This is a genomic window from Morganella morganii H1r (assembly GCF_000633515.1).
Lineage (GTDB): Bacteria > Pseudomonadota > Gammaproteobacteria > Enterobacterales > Enterobacteriaceae > Morganella > Morganella morganii_B.
In genome coordinates this window covers 18,033-32,932 of sequence record NZ_AYMP01000006.1, presented here as the reverse complement: position 1 = coordinate 32,932, position 14,900 = coordinate 18,033, and the positions used below count along the sequence as shown (strand labels likewise).

General features: G+C 47.6%; 17 protein-coding genes. 5 read left to right on the top strand and 12 right to left on the bottom strand.

Translation table 11 applies throughout. From position 1 onward, the window contains the following. Window positions 1–8: 8 nt before the first annotated feature. Both U868_RS0103400 and U868_RS0103395 read left to right on the top strand, forming a co-directional pair. Complete coding sequence (locus U868_RS0103400; protein ID WP_025152060.1) at window positions 9–488, top strand: Hcp family type VI secretion system effector; 480 nt, start codon at window positions 9–11, stop codon at window positions 486–488. Window positions 489–534: 46 nt separating this feature from the next. Beyond that, window positions 535–2,268 (top strand): type VI secretion system baseplate subunit TssF, encoded by a 1,734-nt coding sequence (locus U868_RS0103395; protein ID WP_025152059.1) that lies wholly within the window; start codon window positions 535–537, stop codon window positions 2,266–2,268. A 113-nt stretch (window positions 2,269–2,381) separates the two neighbouring features. Here the strand turns inward: U868_RS0103395 and U868_RS25235 are convergent, their stop codons facing one another. Both U868_RS25235 and U868_RS25845 read right to left on the bottom strand, forming a co-directional pair. Continuing rightward, window positions 2,382–2,921, bottom strand: a complete 540-nt coding sequence (locus tag U868_RS25235; RefSeq protein WP_025152058.1) for a DUF4234 domain-containing protein — start codon at window positions 2,919–2,921, stop codon at window positions 2,382–2,384. A 700-nt stretch (window positions 2,922–3,621) separates the two neighbouring features. Then, window positions 3,622–3,897: a hypothetical protein gene (locus U868_RS25845; protein ID WP_240182653.1), complete on the bottom strand. Its 276-nt coding sequence runs from the start codon at window positions 3,895–3,897 to the stop codon at window positions 3,622–3,624. Here U868_RS25845 and U868_RS26295 point away from each other — a divergent pair. Both U868_RS26295 and U868_RS0103375 read left to right on the top strand, forming a co-directional pair. After that, window positions 3,785–4,096, top strand: a complete 312-nt coding sequence (locus tag U868_RS26295) for a CPBP family intramembrane glutamic endopeptidase (RefSeq protein WP_430623531.1) — start codon at window positions 3,785–3,787, stop codon at window positions 4,094–4,096. The genes U868_RS25845 and U868_RS26295 overlap by 113 nt on opposite strands. A gap of 42 nt (window positions 4,097–4,138) precedes the next feature. Beyond that, the gene (locus U868_RS0103375; protein ID WP_025152056.1) at window positions 4,139–4,429 is read left to right on the top strand and encodes a cell envelope integrity TolA C-terminal domain-containing protein; all 291 of its coding nucleotides are present in this window, start codon (window positions 4,139–4,141) and stop codon (window positions 4,427–4,429) included. Between the two features lie 499 nt (window positions 4,430–4,928). Here the strand turns inward: U868_RS0103375 and U868_RS0103370 are convergent, their stop codons facing one another. Beyond that, window positions 4,929–5,591 carry a hypothetical protein gene (locus U868_RS0103370; protein WP_025152055.1) on the bottom strand — a complete coding sequence of 221 codons (663 nt, stop codon included), beginning with the start codon at window positions 5,589–5,591 and terminating at the stop codon, window positions 4,929–4,931. 681 nt (window positions 5,592–6,272) lie between these two features. On the opposite strand from U868_RS0103370, the gene U868_RS0103360 reads away from it, so the two are divergent. Then, entirely contained in the window at window positions 6,273–6,533 is a 261-nt protein-coding gene (locus U868_RS0103360; protein ID WP_015422607.1) for a YfhL family 4Fe-4S dicluster ferredoxin, read from the top strand. 33 nt (window positions 6,534–6,566) lie between these two features. On the opposite strand, the gene acpS is transcribed toward U868_RS0103360, so the two are convergent. The 9 genes from acpS to rseB all read right to left on the bottom strand — a co-directional run bounded on the left by acpS (window position 6,567) and on the right by rseB (window position 14,900). After that, window positions 6,567–6,953 (bottom strand): holo-ACP synthase, encoded by a 387-nt coding sequence (gene acpS / locus U868_RS0103355; RefSeq protein ID WP_025152054.1) that lies wholly within the window; start codon window positions 6,951–6,953, stop codon window positions 6,567–6,569. Continuing rightward, a complete protein-coding gene (gene pdxJ, locus U868_RS0103350; RefSeq protein WP_025152053.1) occupies window positions 6,953–7,684 on the bottom strand; it encodes a pyridoxine 5'-phosphate synthase in 732 nt (243 codons plus the stop codon). The genes acpS and pdxJ overlap by 1 nt, the downstream gene beginning before the upstream one ends. A 36-nt stretch (window positions 7,685–7,720) precedes the next feature. Continuing rightward, window positions 7,721–8,479, bottom strand: a complete 759-nt coding sequence (recO, locus tag U868_RS0103345; protein ID WP_025152052.1) for a DNA repair protein RecO — start codon at window positions 8,477–8,479, stop codon at window positions 7,721–7,723. A gap of 7 nt (window positions 8,480–8,486) precedes the next feature. Continuing rightward, on the bottom strand, window positions 8,487–9,395 hold the full coding sequence (gene era, locus U868_RS0103340; RefSeq protein ID WP_004236984.1) for a GTPase Era: 909 nt from the start codon (window positions 9,393–9,395) through the stop codon (window positions 8,487–8,489). Continuing rightward, the gene (rnc, locus tag U868_RS0103335) at window positions 9,392–10,072 is read right to left on the bottom strand and encodes a ribonuclease III (protein ID WP_004236985.1); all 681 of its coding nucleotides are present in this window, start codon (window positions 10,070–10,072) and stop codon (window positions 9,392–9,394) included. The genes era and rnc overlap by 4 nt, the downstream gene beginning before the upstream one ends. 178 nt (window positions 10,073–10,250) lie before the next feature. After that, window positions 10,251–11,243 (bottom strand): signal peptidase I, encoded by a 993-nt coding sequence (lepB, locus tag U868_RS0103330; protein ID WP_025152051.1) that lies wholly within the window; start codon window positions 11,241–11,243, stop codon window positions 10,251–10,253. A gap of 27 nt (window positions 11,244–11,270) precedes the next feature. Then, complete coding sequence (gene lepA / locus U868_RS0103325; protein ID WP_025152050.1) at window positions 11,271–13,064, bottom strand: translation elongation factor 4; 1,794 nt, start codon at window positions 13,062–13,064, stop codon at window positions 11,271–11,273. A 413-nt stretch (window positions 13,065–13,477) separates the two neighbouring features. Then, complete coding sequence (gene rseC / locus U868_RS0103320) at window positions 13,478–13,945, bottom strand: SoxR-reducing system protein RseC (RefSeq protein WP_025152049.1); 468 nt, start codon at window positions 13,943–13,945, stop codon at window positions 13,478–13,480. Window position 13,946: 1 nt separating this feature from the next. After that, on the bottom strand, window positions 13,947–14,900 hold the full coding sequence (gene rseB / locus U868_RS0103315) for a sigma-E factor regulatory protein RseB (protein WP_025152048.1): 954 nt from the start codon (window positions 14,898–14,900) through the stop codon (window positions 13,947–13,949).

The following is a 14,900-nucleotide window of genomic DNA, read 5'->3' as shown; positions in this document are numbered from 1 at the left end:
AAACCATTATGGCGAATATGATCTATTTACATCTCAGCGGAAACCAGCAGGGCAATATTTCACAGGGTTGCGGCAGTCCTGATTCTATCGGTAATAAATATCAGCTGGGCCATGAAAATGAAATATTTGTACTCCATCTGAATAATATGTTCAGTCGTACCCAGAACCTGACATTCAGCCCGGTGAATTTTGTTAAGCTGCTGGATAAATCCACCCCGCTGCTGGCAAATGCGATTGCCAATAATGAAGTGATGGAAATGGTATTCAGTTTTTACCGGACGTCACAAAACGGCTCACAGGAAAAGTATTTCACCGTCACATTACGTCAGGCATCCATTGTCAATATTAACAGTAATTATCCGCACTCTGCGGATAATAATGACGCGCAGCCGGAGGAAACCGTCAGTGTGAAATACAAAGATATTATTTTCCAGCATGTTATGGCAGGAACATCCGGCTATTGCTGCCAGGAAGAGATCACACGTTAATTCTCCGTACACTAAATACTGATTACCGGCAGCGGCAGAGTCACTCATGAGCGAAATTAAATTTTTACAGGAACAACATTATTTACAGCAACTCAGCCGCAGGTTTATCCGCGACTATCCGCATCTTGCTGATGTGCTCGACCCGGATGATGAACAAAGCGGCAGCCTGCTGGAAGGATTTGCATTTCTCAGCGCCCGGCTGCAGGAAAAAGTGGATGATGCCTTTCCTGAAATTACCCTGCCGCTGTTACAGCGCCTGCAATCCCGTGCGATAAAGGGTATCCCGGCCACTTCGGTTGTCCGTTTTGATGGTCAGGAGCAGATTGATTTTCCGCTGCCTATCCCCGCCGGTACCGAGGTAAAAGGCGCGTCTGAGGAAATCTTCACAACCTGTAACCCGGTACTGATGCAGCCTTACACCTTATTACGCCGCTATGTGACGCACCATCCGTCCAAAAGCTGTCTGTCACTGGAATTCAGATACCGCGGCAGCCGCAAAAAGCCGGAAACCGCACAGCTCAGCTGTTTTCTTGATCCCGCAGTTTCTTCCGCCGGTATTTTATTATTGTGGCTGAGTCAGTATTTTGACCATATTGAACTGGCTCACAACAATACGCTGTATCACGGTGATGAAACCCGGTTCAGCTTTATTCCGCAGATCGGAAAACATAACACCGTATTATCCGGCGCGGATGAAAAACCGAACTGGCCGCAAAAATTGCTGGAAGGACTATATATCGATCATGTCCATCACTTTATCAGCATTGATATTCCGGCAATTGTTCCGGTGCTGGACTGGGTATCCGCAGACACCTTCACACTGAATATCTATTTCAGTAAACAGTTGCCATTGCGTAATGATCAGCTGACAAACAGCTTTCTGCTTAATTGTGCCGCTGTTGTAAACCAGGAAAAAGAAAACGAAGTCATCCTGGATTTCCGTGAAAATGAAGCGGTTTATCGCCTGCCGGTGGATGACGGATATTATATTACGGAGCTTAAGCATATTCAGCTGTCTTTTGAGCCGCATGAGGAATCCCGGGGCATTGTCGCCGATTTCCATCCGGTGATTCACCTCGCTCCCGCTTCCCGGCTGCTGCCGCAATATCAGGATGCCTGGTTCTATGCACTCAGTATCGATAAAACCATCACCGGTCAGAATCATTATTATATCCATTTTTATGATAATCACGGTAAAGCGCTCACCATCCCGCCGGGGCCGCATTTCCGCTGTACTTACCGGTGTATTATCAGTGCACCGCAAAGCCGGGCTGCGGATATCTGCCATCTCAGCCCGCAGCTGCCGGATTTGCTGACTGCCTCCGGTGTCACACAATGTACACCGTGCTATCCGCCGATAACGGATAACCACGCTTACTGGAATCTGCTGTCACATTACAGTGCCAACAGCTTTATGCTGTCATCTGTTGATTCAGTAAAACAGCTGATCAGCGACTATGTGTTATACCGGGAAACAGACCGGCAGCGCTGCAAACAGATAAACCAGCTGCTGAGTGGCATTCATGCGGTTGATTCGGTACTGGAAGACCGTCTTGTCCGCGGAAAACCATACCGCTGTCTGGATCTGACAATGACACTCGATGCACACAAATATGATAATCCCGGCGATGCCTTTATGTTTGTTATGCATTTATATCATTTCTTTCCGTTCTGCCTGTCAGAAAATATGCTGCTGAAAATGAATGTACAATTCACCGATAATGATACGGTCTGGCATTTATCACCTTATTTACTGAACGGATATAAATCGCTGATTTAAATCAGCACCCGGAAGGTTGTCACTGAAATAAACAGGCAGTTATCAGAGATAAACTGCCCGTTTTCAAAGAAGGGGTTAACCGCGTATTTATTCGTCAACAGGACAGCGATACATTAAATTTTATCGTCATCATTATCTGTACTGTGATTGACGTGATTATTCCGGACATCTGTCAGCATTTTTCCCCGGGCAAAATCTTCTTCTAATGCATTCATGCAATAGTTAATATAGAAGTATTGAAAGAGAAATGTCAGGAGTCCGTTAAGATGTAATGATATACCGAACTCTCTTTCTGCATAATTCTCCAAAGCACGCTTCATTTTGAATGACCAGATAATCCAGAAAACAGTTACCGAAATTGTAAATCCATCGCCTAGTATGTCATATATGTTTTTTGAATCGACAATATAGCCGTAATGATATACATCACTCATTGTACTGAACATTTCCATATATAAAGATAAACCCATTGCAATTGCAAGATAAATAAATATCGTACCATCAAATGGCTTTACTTCCAGTTCTGAATTAAATGCATCAGTATTCTTCCAGGCCCACATTACCGGATAAATACCCGCTGTTAACATACTGATCAATACAAACCGACCTGTACCCTGATTTGTGATTGACTTTAATGTATTAATATCTTTCATTATATATCCGCTGCATTGATTAAATAATACACAGGAATTTCCTGTTCTGTTGATTAATATATCTGTAAATTACATTCTTCATTTTCTGCTGCTATCGCATAATGTAAACACGATCACCAAAAAATTTAATGTTGATATATTACAGTTTTACAGATAAATCATAAATTCTTTAACATTAATTTGGCGTTAAAATTCAAAAAATAAGATAAATAAGAAATTTTTGACCAAAGTAATCCAGTGATGATGATTATCTTATCAAAATACACTGCGGCAGAATTCATATTTAATCTGAACATAACAGTTTCAATAAAATAGTCACTCAAATACGCATACTGAGTGTTTATACGAGCGGTGCCACAAATAGTGAGCGATGATAATTCGCCTGTCTGTGACCATTATTAATCAGACAAAAAACACACGACTGCTCCGGAGACCTTAACGCAGCACAATAAATATTTTTATTTTTCACTATGATTATATTAAAATTACTTTTTTCAGGTAAATGAACAGGTTAATAAATGACATCGATAGACAGAGTACAACACAGTTTAGTCTGTGCTGTTTTTTTTGCAGGTTGGTTCTTAATTCAGTTTGCGATACTGGCGTTCCCCGGAGTGACCACCAGCAACGGCGTCTTTGCGGCCTGGCCGGTATTTATGATCTTATTTGTTCTGCCTTATTCTCTGTTTTCCCGGGCATTTTACCAGAAACGAACCGGGCTGATGCCTTTCGGTACAATACGATTATCAAATCTCCGGTTACCGATAATCGCGATGTTGATATTATCTGTTGCAACCCAGTTTTTCGGCGAAGATGAAACGTGGATACTGCGGATATTTACCCTGTCCCCTTTGCACCAGTTTATGATGGTCGCAGCTATTATTTTCGCTGCACCGGTGATTGAAGAGATTATTTTCAGAGGCTTTCTGCTGAATGCAGGAATAGGATATGGCCCGAAGGGTAAACACATAGCCATTCTTATCACCTCACTCTTATTTGCATTAGTACACTCTCAGTATCATTCCCCCGTCACATTCATTATGATTTTTGTGATATCCGTTATTTTTTGTCTGGTCAGAATTAAGACGAACTCCCTTATAGCACCGATTGTTTTACATGCTCTGTATAATGGCATACAAATGCTGCTGTTTTTTCTTCTGACAGATGTCAGCTAAATGAGAGTCAGGATCTGCTTTTGTAAACCAAAGAATCGACAAATGAAAAAACTATTAATTTCCATGCTGTTCACAGTATCAATTCAATCCGGGTTCGCCACTGAAAACACTCCCGGTAACAAAAACACAAATAACCGGCACGCGGATATTTCAGAAAAATCATCTCCGCTGAATAGTCATGTTTTAAAAATCCGCTCAGCGGTTCAATCCAAATTTTATAATTACGATAAATTTTCAGGCAGGAAGTGCAGCATAAAAATCCGTATTGCAAAAGATGGCAGGCTTGAATCCATATCAGATATCACCGGAGACCCCGATTATGTGATGCGGTGAAAAAGGTCATGGACAACGTTACACTGCCACGCCCTGACTCTGACGATATATGGTTACAAACAAATAATGTCATTTTACGTTTCGAACCCTGATGGTTTTGTATTTACCGGCAACGTAATCATCACGTTGTTGTTTTATTGCTGTTCTGTTTCTTGATATAGATCTCATTTTATTTTCCACTGACATAATTAACTTAACCAGGTTTTTATATTAAAAATCACTATCAGTATAGATTATAACTCATAAAAACACTCATTACAGAGGTGAATATGAAAAAGATACTTTGTTCCCTTTTTACTGCTGTGATTGTTTTTTCTTCTGCACCTGCGTTTTCCTGTGTCATGTGGGGTCAGCATACATGCAATCAGGATTATAAAGATATGCCCGCATGGCTGTATCCGATATGTATATATGGCGGCACTTATACACATTAATAAAGATGCATTAAAAAAGCCTGCTCAGTGAGCAGGCTTTTTGAGGGATTTTCGGTTAACCGCCATTAACCTGCGAACGTATTTTCTTCACCTTTTTTCAGATATTTAATATAGTTTCGGGAAAACATACGTAAATATAATCGCTTATCCATAACAGGACTTTCCAGTAACATTACTGCGCTGGCTCCCGCATTGTCACTGAGACTCGCTGCGATTTCAAAACGGGTTTCATCAAAGTTATAACGGTTCGCAAGTTCAATCGCCGTATTAAGATCCGCAGAATCAGAATTCATCACTTTTCCGAACGTTAGTGTGTAAATTTCCACACCATGATCAAAATACATATCGATACGGGGTTCCCCCGTAAACGGGTCGAGGTCATTATAGATATCCGCTTTCCATGCTTCTTCATCCGCAAACGTTTTAATCCTGAATCCCATCAGGTCAATAATGGTATGCCTGTCATACACCTTATCGCCTAATTCAAAGTCAGATTCAAAAACATTACGGGCGCGGTTTATATACGCCACAATCTTCTTACCATTGATCTCACGGATGGGCTCAACAAGATAATCTTCCGGTTTTGTACCATCATACATTGCCGCCAGGCGTTCTGCTGTTTCAATATCACCCGCTTCCTGAGCCGCCGCTTTACGCTCAGCCACACGATCCATAATAGACAGAAACACAGGGGTAAATTTAGGGGCAGTACCAAGATTGACTGACATAATACATCCTTATGTGTTAATAAAGTCGCTCAACATTAAGCTGTATTAATATACAGTGCATGAGTACTTATCCTATAATCACCTCCGGAAGCCGGAGACCACCTGATACATTGCACTTAGTGACGTATCGTTTAGGATGCATTTAACTTAAGTATGTATAATTACCTAATAGTATCCTTCGTAATTGTGTGTTTATGGTTTACTTCCCGGCTTGCCCCGTTCCTTGGTTACGGGGCTTTTTTTTGCCCTCCGTTTCAGTCTCCCGTATTGTCTGCTTACCTTGTTTGTCGTCAGCTGTCCTGCACAGCCGGGGCGATTTATATCTCTTTTTATTAAAATCTGCATTAAGTAACATATGCTACTACCCTTTTCAGATGATTTAAAAACGTATCATTTATCCGAAAATCACAGAGTAATAAGTGTACGCTTTACATTTTACAGAACCAGCCAAAGCACGCAGCCGGAAAAATTTTTTCTTTCGTACTTTGCTCAGCGCGATTTTTTGAGATAATTAAGACAGTGACGGCAGGAGTAAAGGCTTGTGTTGCTGATTTGTGTTCCTGAAACAGGAAAACCAAGGTTATAATACTGGTTATATTTACAGAAACCGGTCAGAGAGTAACGTATAAGTGCAAGATATAAGTTACTGAATTTTAAATAATTTATATGGTGATAGCGACTATGGCGTTACTGATTACCGAACGTTGCATAAATTGTGATATGTGCGAACCCGAGTGCCCTAATGAAGCAATTTCAATGGGGGATTCTATCTATGAAATTAATCCTGATTTATGTACTGAGTGTGTCGGGCATTATGATAAACCGACCTGCCAGTCAGTCTGTCCGATTACCAACACGATTATTATCGATCCTGAGCATACCGAGACACAGGAAATGTTGTGGGATAAATTTGTGCTGATGTACCACGCCGATAAGATTTAAGCGCAATGATGCGCCCGCAGCCGGGCGCATCTGTCAGGTGTTTGTTTCGAGAATAACCGTTGCACAAGCGTAATGACGCTCGTCAGCGATAGAGACATGGTAGTGTGTGACTTCACGGGCGGCAGCCAGTTCCCCGGCATAGCCGAGAAAGGTCAGGTTAGGTTTGCCGAGTAAATCATTACTGACTTCAAACTGGTTAAATGCCAGCCCCCGGCGGATCCCGGTGCCCAGTGCTTTGGATGCTGCTTCTTTAACCGCAAACCGCTTGGCCAGAAAACGCACCGGCTGTTTATGCTGCCGGTAAACGTCCCACTCCGCCTCACTGAGTATCCGTTTTGCAAAGCGGTCACCGGAACGCCCGATAACCGCTTCAATACGACTTATTTCAACAATATCCGTACCGATACCGACAATAGCCATTAACGACGGGCTTCCCGCAGCAGGGTTTTCATATCCGCAACGGCTGCAGCCAGTCCGCTGAAGACCGCCCGGCCAATAATAGCGTGGCCGATATTCAGCTCATAAATAGCAGGCAGTGCTGCCACGCGCTGAACATTGTGATAGTTCAGGCCGTGTCCGGCATTCACTTTCAGGCCCTTACCAGCCGCATAGGCAACCGCATCTTTGATACGGATAAATTCTTTGTCTTCTTCCTGAGATGTTTCCGCATCCGCATAAGCACCGGTGTGGATCTCAATAAACGGCGCACCGACATCATCCGCCGCGTCAATCTGGGTATGGTCAGGGTCAATAAACAGGGAAACTTTGATCCCGGCTTCAGTCAGACGTTTCACCGCTCGGGCGATTTTTTCTTTCTGACCGGCGACATCCAGCCCGCCTTCCGTGGTAACTTCCTGACGTTTTTCCGGCACCAGACAGCAGAACGCCGGTTTGATACGGCAGGCGATATCTACCATCTCATCGGTGACCGCCATTTCCAGATTCATTCGGGTCTGAATGGTTTGTCTCAGCAGTTCCGCATCACGATCGGTGATATGACGGCGATCTTCGCGCAGATGCACAGTGATACCTTCCGCACCCGCCTGCTCTGCGACAAATGCCGCCTGAACCGGATCCGGATAGCTGGTGCCGCGTGCATTACGGACAGTGGCAATGTGGTCAATGTTTACACCCAATAAAACTTCACTCATTTTTTATCATCCTCCGGGTAACTTTTGTTATTCAGTTTAACCTTTTTCAGACGAAGAGGAACCACTGCGGTCATTTTCTTTTGAAACCAACGGCGGGCGCACAAATTGACGAAATAATTCGCGGCTTTTCAATGGCTTTCCACCGAGATAGGGTTTTAAGGCGATGCGGGTGAAGCGTTTGGCGGCACGTAAAGTTTCCGCATCCGGGAATTCCCGGGCGGCAAGGGCTTTCAGTTCGCGACCGGTGAAACTGCTGTTATCCACCACCAGGCTGGCGATAAAGCCTTTTTCCTCGCGGTAGCGGTAGGTCATGGTGTCAGAGACTTCCTGCCCGCTGCCCGCGCAGTGGAGAAAGTCCACGCCGTAACCGATATGATGCAGCAGTGCCAGTTCAAACTGACGCAGTGCCTGCTCCGGCGTGGTATCACTGGCCGCGAGATACTGAAGGCAGCGCAGGTAATCAAAAAACAGTGCGGAATAGGTGACGCCGTTAGCCAGCACACGGGAGAGCAGCTCATTAATATACAGGCCGCTGTAAAGGACGGTACCACTCAGGGGTAATGCGAGGGAGATAGGATCCGCATCACGCAGGGTTTTCAGTTCCCCGCGCCCGCCCCAGCGGATCAGAAGCGGCGTAAAGGGCTGTAATGCCCCTTTGAGACCGGAACGGCGGCGGCGTGCCCCTTTCGCCAGCAGGCGCTGCCGCCCTTCCTGTTCAGTGAACACATCCAGCATCAGACTGGTTTCACTGTAAGGGCGACTATGGAGTACAAATGCGCGCTGCCAGCCGTCCATTATTACGTTACTTCAGGTCGTCAACATAACCCAGGCTGCGCAGTGCACGTTCATCATCTGCCCAGCCGGCTTTGACTTTCACCCACAGTTCGAGGTGAACACGGGCATCAAACAGGCGTTCCATATCAATACGGGATTCAGTCCCGATGGTTTTGATACGGCTGCCTTTGTTGCCGATAACCATTTTTTTCTGACCTTCGCGCTCAACGAGGATCAGACCGTTGATCTGAAATACGCCGTTGTCCTGCACAACAAACTGTTCGATTTCCACAGTCACCGAGTACGGCAGTTCATCGCCGAGGAAACGCATCAGTTTTTCACGGATGATTTCAGAGGCCATAAAACGCTGTGAGCGGTCAGTGATGTAATCTTCCGGGAAGTGGAACGGCGCCTGCGGAATGTGCTGACGCACGATGTTCGCAATGGTATCGACATTCATTTTTTTCTCGGCACTGAGCGGCACCACGTCAAGAAAATCCATCTGCTGGCTGAGGAACGCAATATGCGGCAGCAGTTTGGTTTTGTCTTCCACGTTGTCCACTTTGTTGATGGCCAGCAGCACCGGGCAGCGCAGAGAACGGACTTTATTCAGTACCATCTCATCATCCGGTGTCCAGTTAGTGCCTTCAACCATAAAAATCACCAGTTCAACGTCACCGATAGAACTGCTGGCCGCACGGTTCATCAGGCGGTTGATTGCCCGTTTCTCCTCAATATGCAGCCCCGGGGTATCCACATAAATAATCTGATAATTATCCTGTGTATCGATCCCCATAATACGGTGCCGCGTGGTCTGCGGTTTCCGCGAGGTAATAGAGACTTTCTGCCCCAGTAACTGGTTCAGTAAGGTGGATTTGCCCACATTGGGACGTCCGACTATCGCGACAAAGCCGCAATAGGTGTTTTCTTCGCTCATTCAAGCTCCAACAAAATTAATGCTTGTTCCGCTGCGGCCTGTTCGGCTTTCCGGCGGCTGGAACCGGTTCCTTTTACCGGCTGTTCAACACCGCTGATTTGGCAGTGAATGGTGAACTCCTGATCGTGAGCTTCACCTTTTACCTGAACAACCAGGTAGTTCGGCAGAGGCAGATGCCGCCCCTGAAGGTATTCCTGTAACCGGGTTTTCGGGTCTTTTTGTTTATCCCCGGGCGAGATTTCGTTCAGTCTGGATTCATACCAGCTGAGGATAATCCGCTCAATTGTCTGAATATCACTGTCGAGAAAAATCCCGCCAATCAGGGCTTCAACAGTATCCGCGAGGATCGATTCACGGCGGCTGCCGCCGCTTTTCAGCTCTCCGGGTCCCAGGCGCAGACATTCGCCGAGGTTAAATTCACGGGCCAGTTCCGCCAGGGTATTTCCGCGCACCAGTGTGGCGCGCATCCGGCTCATATCCCCTTCATCCACTTTCGGGAAGCGGTGATATAAATCATTGGCAATAACAAAACTTAAAATAGAATCGCCGAGAAATTCCAGGCGTTCATTATGTTTGCTGCTGGCACTGCGGTGAGTGAGTGCCTGCATTAATAAGTCCTGACGGGTAAAAGTATAGCCGAGTTTTCGCTGCAGCTGGTTTATCACTATCGGGTTCATGTGCGACCAAAAATTAGGATGTTTATAAAACGCACACGCAACAGACCTGTAGCCGCAAAAAACCGCGATACAAAACTGTTGCGTTTGCACTGGCTCCCCGGAAACCGGGGAGCCAATCATTTTGCGGGGCATATTCTACACTGTGATGACAGGTAATGCTCAGCAAATTCTGTTTTTTCTATTCTATCCGCCCGAAACGGCTCAGGCGCAGACCGGTAGGCCATTCACCTTCCTGTTTTTCAAGGCTTAACCAGATAAAGCTGGCACGACCGACCAGGTTTTGTTCAGGTACAAATCCCCAGACACGGCTGTCCGCACTGTTATCACGGTTATCACCCATCATAAAGTAATGCCCTTCCGGCACCACCCAGGTGTACTCCGGTAATCCCGGCTGACGGAACAGGCGCTGCCCGCTGATGCTGTCCGGGGTGATTTCCGGGACGGTCAGAATATGGTGAGCCACCGGTCCCAGATTTTCAATCCGTTCCGCCTGACGGCGATAACCGACTTCCATATCATCTTCGATCGGGAACTGACGGGCGCCGCCGCTCATAAAGGAGCCGCCCAGCGGAGATTTTTCCCAGCGGATAGCCCATTCGCTTTCATATTCCTGACCATAAGTGACCGGCAGGGTTTCACAGCTGCTCTGGTCTTTGGTACAGCCCGGATAGACCTGTAACTCTTTGGCATACGGGTCATAAACGACTTTATCGCCCGGCAGGCCAATCACACGCTTGACATAATCGACACGCGGATCTTCCGGATATTTAAACACGGCAATATCACCGCGCTTCGGCTCCCCGGTTTTAATCAGGGTGGTCTGCGTGATCGGGTCTTTTAACCCGTAAGCGTATTTTTCCACCAGCATAAAATCGCCGATGAGCAGTGTCGGCATCATGGATCCGGACGGGATCTGGAACGGCTCATAAATAAATGAGCGCACGATCAAAACAATCGCCAGCACCGGGAACAGGGATGCCGTACCTTCCACCCAGCCCGGTTTGGCTACTGTTTCAGCCAGATGTGCCTGATCCATGGTTCCTTCTGTCAGTTCGGCCATGCGCGCCAGTTTTTTCTTACGGGCCGGCTGAATTTTAAATTTATTCACCACCCAGATGATCCCGGTAACCAACGTTGCCAGGGTCAGGATCAGCGCAAAAGTGTTCGCCATTATGTCTCCTTACAACCTGCTGAATAATTAATCTTTGCCGACATGGAGAATGGCTAAAAACGCTTCCTGTGGTAACTCAACGTTACCGACCTGTTTCATGCGTTTCTTACCGTCTTTCTGTTTCTGCAACAGTTTTTTCTTACGGCTGACGTCACCGCCGTAGCATTTCGCCAGGACGTTTTTACGCAGCTGTTTCACTGTTGAACGCGCAATAATATGGGTGCCGATAGCCGCCTGAATCGCGATATCAAACTGCTGACGCGGGATCAGATCTTTCATCTTCTCTACCAGCTCACGACCGCGGTACATGGAATTATCACGGTGAGTGATAAGTGCCAGCGCATCCACACGATCGCCGTTGATAAGCACATCCACGCGCACCATATCAGACGCCTGGAAGCGTTTGAAGTTGTAATCCAGTGACGCATACCCGCGTGAGGTGGATTTCAGGCGATCGAAGAAATCGAGCACCACTTCCGCCATCGGGATTTCATAGGTCAGTGCGACCTGGTTGCCGTGATAAACCATATTGGTCTGCACACCGCGTTTTTCGATACACAGGGTGATCACGTTACCGAGGTACTGCTGCGGCAGCAGCATATGACATTCCGCGATCGGTTCGCGCAGCTCTTCAATATTATTGAGCGGCGGGAGTTTGGACGGGCTGTCAACATAGACGATTTCACCGCCGGTGGTTTCCACTTCATAGACAACCGTTGGTGCGGTGGTGATCAGATCGAGATCATATTCACGCTCCAGACGCTCCTGGATAATCTCCATATGCAGAAGACCCAGGAAACCGCAGCGGAAACCGAAGCCCAGCGCGGTAGAGCTTTCCGGCTCATAGAACAGGGACGCATCGTTAAGGCTCAGTTTACCGAGCGCGTCACGGAAGCCTTCATAGTCATCAGAGCTGACCGGGAACAGACCTGCGTAGACCTGAGGTTTGACTTTCTTAAAGCCCGGCAGCGGTTTATCCGCCGGTGCGCGTGCACCGGTTAAGGTATCCCCGACCGGTGCCCCGAGAATGTCTTTAATCGCACAGACCAGCCAGCCCACTTCACCGCATCGGAGGATATCTTTATCCACCTGTTTTGGTGTGAAGATCCCCAGACGGTCAGCGTTATACACCTGGCCGGTACTCATGACTTTGATTTTATCGCCTTTGCGCAGTGTGCCGTTTTTGATACGGATCAGTGACACAACCCCTAAATAGTTATCAAACCAGGAGTCAATAATCAGTGCCTGTAACGGTGCATCCGGGTCACCTTCCGGCGGCGGGATATCGCGCACCAGGCGTTCGATCACATCAGTCACGCCCACGCCGGTTTTCGCCGAGCAGCGCACAGCATCTGCCGCCTCAATCCCGACGATATCTTCAATTTCTTCCGCCACCCGCTCCGGGTCGGCGGCAGGCAGGTCAATTTTGTTCAGAACCGGCACCACTTCCAGGTTCATTTCCAGTGCGGTATAGCAGTTTGCCAGCGTCTGCGCCTCAACACCCTGCCCCGCATCTACCACCAGCAGCGCCCCTTCACAGGCTGCCAGTGAACGGGAGACTTCATAGGAGAAGTCAACGTGCCCCGGGGTGTCGATAAAGTTGAGCTGGTACGTGTCCCCGCTCTGCGTGGTGTAATCCAGTGTCACACTCTGGGCTTTGATGGTAATGCCGCGTTCGCGTTCCAGATCCATTGAGTCCAGAACCTGCGCCGCCATTTCACGGTCGGATAAGCCGCCGCAAATCTGAATAATGCGATCCGATAAGGTGGATTTACCATGATCGATATGAGCAATAATGGAAAAATTTCGGATATGGTTAATTTTCAAGATAAAATTCTTCTTTGTAATGCCCTATAAAACTAGCTTTGGACACCTGTAAGGACTCAAAGCCAACACTCTATATTGCTGGTTAATAGACTTATTGCCAGCATTCTACATGCTACAGACACTCAACTCAAAGAAACGTTCATTTTACCGCAGAAAAAACACCGCTCTGCAAGAACGGTACAGACCATTATTTTTTATTCATACTGCAGGCGGGTAACCTTCCCGGGCGTGCAGTCAAAATGGATCGCACAGGCGATAGCCCGTCCCTGCACCTCAGAAAATACCCGGTTATAACAGTATGCAATCTGAGCAGTATAAAAAATACAGGGATCACTGACATTCCCGCGGTAAAAAAAATGCCGGTCAAATCATGACCGGCATACTTTATAACGGGGGAGCAGGATAAATCAGGACTCACACATATCAATACTGAGTTCTGACGGCGGCAGGCCGATTTGCAGGATGACCGGTTCATAATCCTCAGAGCCGCTCCAGTGACGGGCAATTTTACGCGCCAGCAGGAACCCTGCAGCGCCGCCCAGCAGGCCACCCGCGAGAACCGCAGACTGGCTTTCCGCCAGTGCCTGCACCAGCCCCGCACCGGTAAATAAACCCAGCAGCGGCGTGAGATACACCAGCATTGCCGAGCGCAGCAGGCTTCCTTCGGGGATCCCGACTTCCACTTTCTGGCCGGTCACCAGCGGCTCACTGACCGGAATTTCAAGCTGATGCTCTGCTTCCGGCCCCAGTTTATTCAGCAGATAAGAGCCGCATGCCGCCCGGGCTTTGCAACTGCCGCATCCGGCAGATGACCCGTAACGCAGCACCGCGCGCCCGTTCTGCCAGCGCACCACGGTTGCCCACTCTCTGACCATATTAACCTCCGCTGAATGTCACACCGTCAGCTATCTGCCGGGCTGTCGCCGGAGGCAGTTCGCCAAAGACAGTGATCTCATTATCACCTTTACGTATGGTGTAGAGCGTACGCGAACCCTGGCGCATTGTCTGTTGATTTTCTGCTGTCTTAACCGCTTTGGCGACGTTCACGGAGAATGAGAACAGGCCGTCACTGAACATCACGGTTTCAACCCATTCCTGCTCACCCACCTGACGGCGGTTGCGGGTCATTTCTTTGAACCCGTTAGGCAGACGCATCACATCCCAGTCAAATTTGACCTTTTCCGGCTGCGGAATAGCCAGTACCGGCGGCATAGTGACAGACTGCACCGCTTTCAGGGCTTCTGTCACATTACTGTTATTCACGGAAGCAGAAACCACGCGGAACTGTTCGAGTGAGACATTATTCTGATCCAGCAGATCCACCTGTAACGGCAAGCCGGTTTCTTCATCCGCGACAACAATATAATTGTAACGTGAATTATCTTTTGAAGTGATGCGTACGACCCGGCCCGGATGATCACCGATGTGGATCCGCCCGACATCAATAAAATTGTAATAGGCTTTCAGTGCATTGAAGTCCGCGAAAATAATCGACGGCAGATAATCAACAATGTGATTACCGCTCAGGCTGAATGAGTCCAGCCCCGGCTCATAGTAGCTGATCTCCTGACCACGCTGGACAATTTCCCGGCGGGAGCTGTCCATCTGCATAATCTGCGCGACAGGCTGACCATCCATAACCGCATAGCGGTAACGAACCGGTGTGATACCTTTCGGGGAGATGGTGATAAAAGAGAGTTCATAACTGAGTGTGCGGGAAGCGTTACCCATATTCTGCAGCAGTGCCTCAGCACTTTGTTGTGCTGAGGCCGGTGCTGCGAGTAACAGGCTGCCCGTCAGAAAAGCAACGGATAACCAGATTCGTTTCAT

Coding starts and splice junctions, on each gene's coding strand:
- U868_RS0103370 (WP_025152055.1), bottom strand. CDS start 5,591: ATGTCAGTCAATCTTGGTACTGCCCCTAAATTTACCCCTGTGTTTCTG.
- era (WP_004236984.1), bottom strand. CDS start 9,395: ATGAGCGAAGAAAACACCTATTGCGGCTTTGTCGCGATAGTCGGACGT.
- U868_RS0103375 (WP_025152056.1), top strand. CDS start 4,139: ATGAAAAAACTATTAATTTCCATGCTGTTCACAGTATCAATTCAATCC.
- U868_RS0103395 (WP_025152059.1), top strand. CDS start 535: ATGAGCGAAATTAAATTTTTACAGGAACAACATTATTTACAGCAACTC.
- rseC (WP_025152049.1), bottom strand. CDS start 13,945: ATGGTCAGAGAGTGGGCAACCGTGGTGCGCTGGCAGAACGGGCGCGCG.
- rseB (WP_025152048.1), bottom strand. CDS start 14,900: ATGAAACGAATCTGGTTATCCGTTGCTTTTCTGACGGGCAGCCTGTTA.
- U868_RS0103360 (WP_015422607.1), top strand. CDS start 6,273: ATGGCGTTACTGATTACCGAACGTTGCATAAATTGTGATATGTGCGAA.
- U868_RS0103400 (WP_025152060.1), top strand. CDS start 9: ATGGCGAATATGATCTATTTACATCTCAGCGGAAACCAGCAGGGCAAT.
- pdxJ (WP_025152053.1), bottom strand. CDS start 7,684: ATGAGTGAAGTTTTATTGGGTGTAAACATTGACCACATTGCCACTGTC.
- U868_RS25845 (WP_240182653.1), bottom strand. CDS start 3,897: ATGGCTATGTGTTTACCCTTCGGGCCATATCCTATTCCTGCATTCAGC.
- recO (WP_025152052.1), bottom strand. CDS start 8,479: ATGGACGGCTGGCAGCGCGCATTTGTACTCCATAGTCGCCCTTACAGT.
- U868_RS25235 (WP_025152058.1), bottom strand. CDS start 2,921: ATGAAAGATATTAATACATTAAAGTCAATCACAAATCAGGGTACAGGT.
- lepB (WP_025152051.1), bottom strand. CDS start 11,243: ATGGCGAACACTTTTGCGCTGATCCTGACCCTGGCAACGTTGGTTACC.
- rnc (WP_004236985.1), bottom strand. CDS start 10,072: ATGAACCCGATAGTGATAAACCAGCTGCAGCGAAAACTCGGCTATACT.
- U868_RS26295 (WP_430623531.1), top strand. CDS start 3,785: ATGATGGTCGCAGCTATTATTTTCGCTGCACCGGTGATTGAAGAGATT.
- acpS (WP_025152054.1), bottom strand. CDS start 6,953: ATGGCTATTGTCGGTATCGGTACGGATATTGTTGAAATAAGTCGTATT.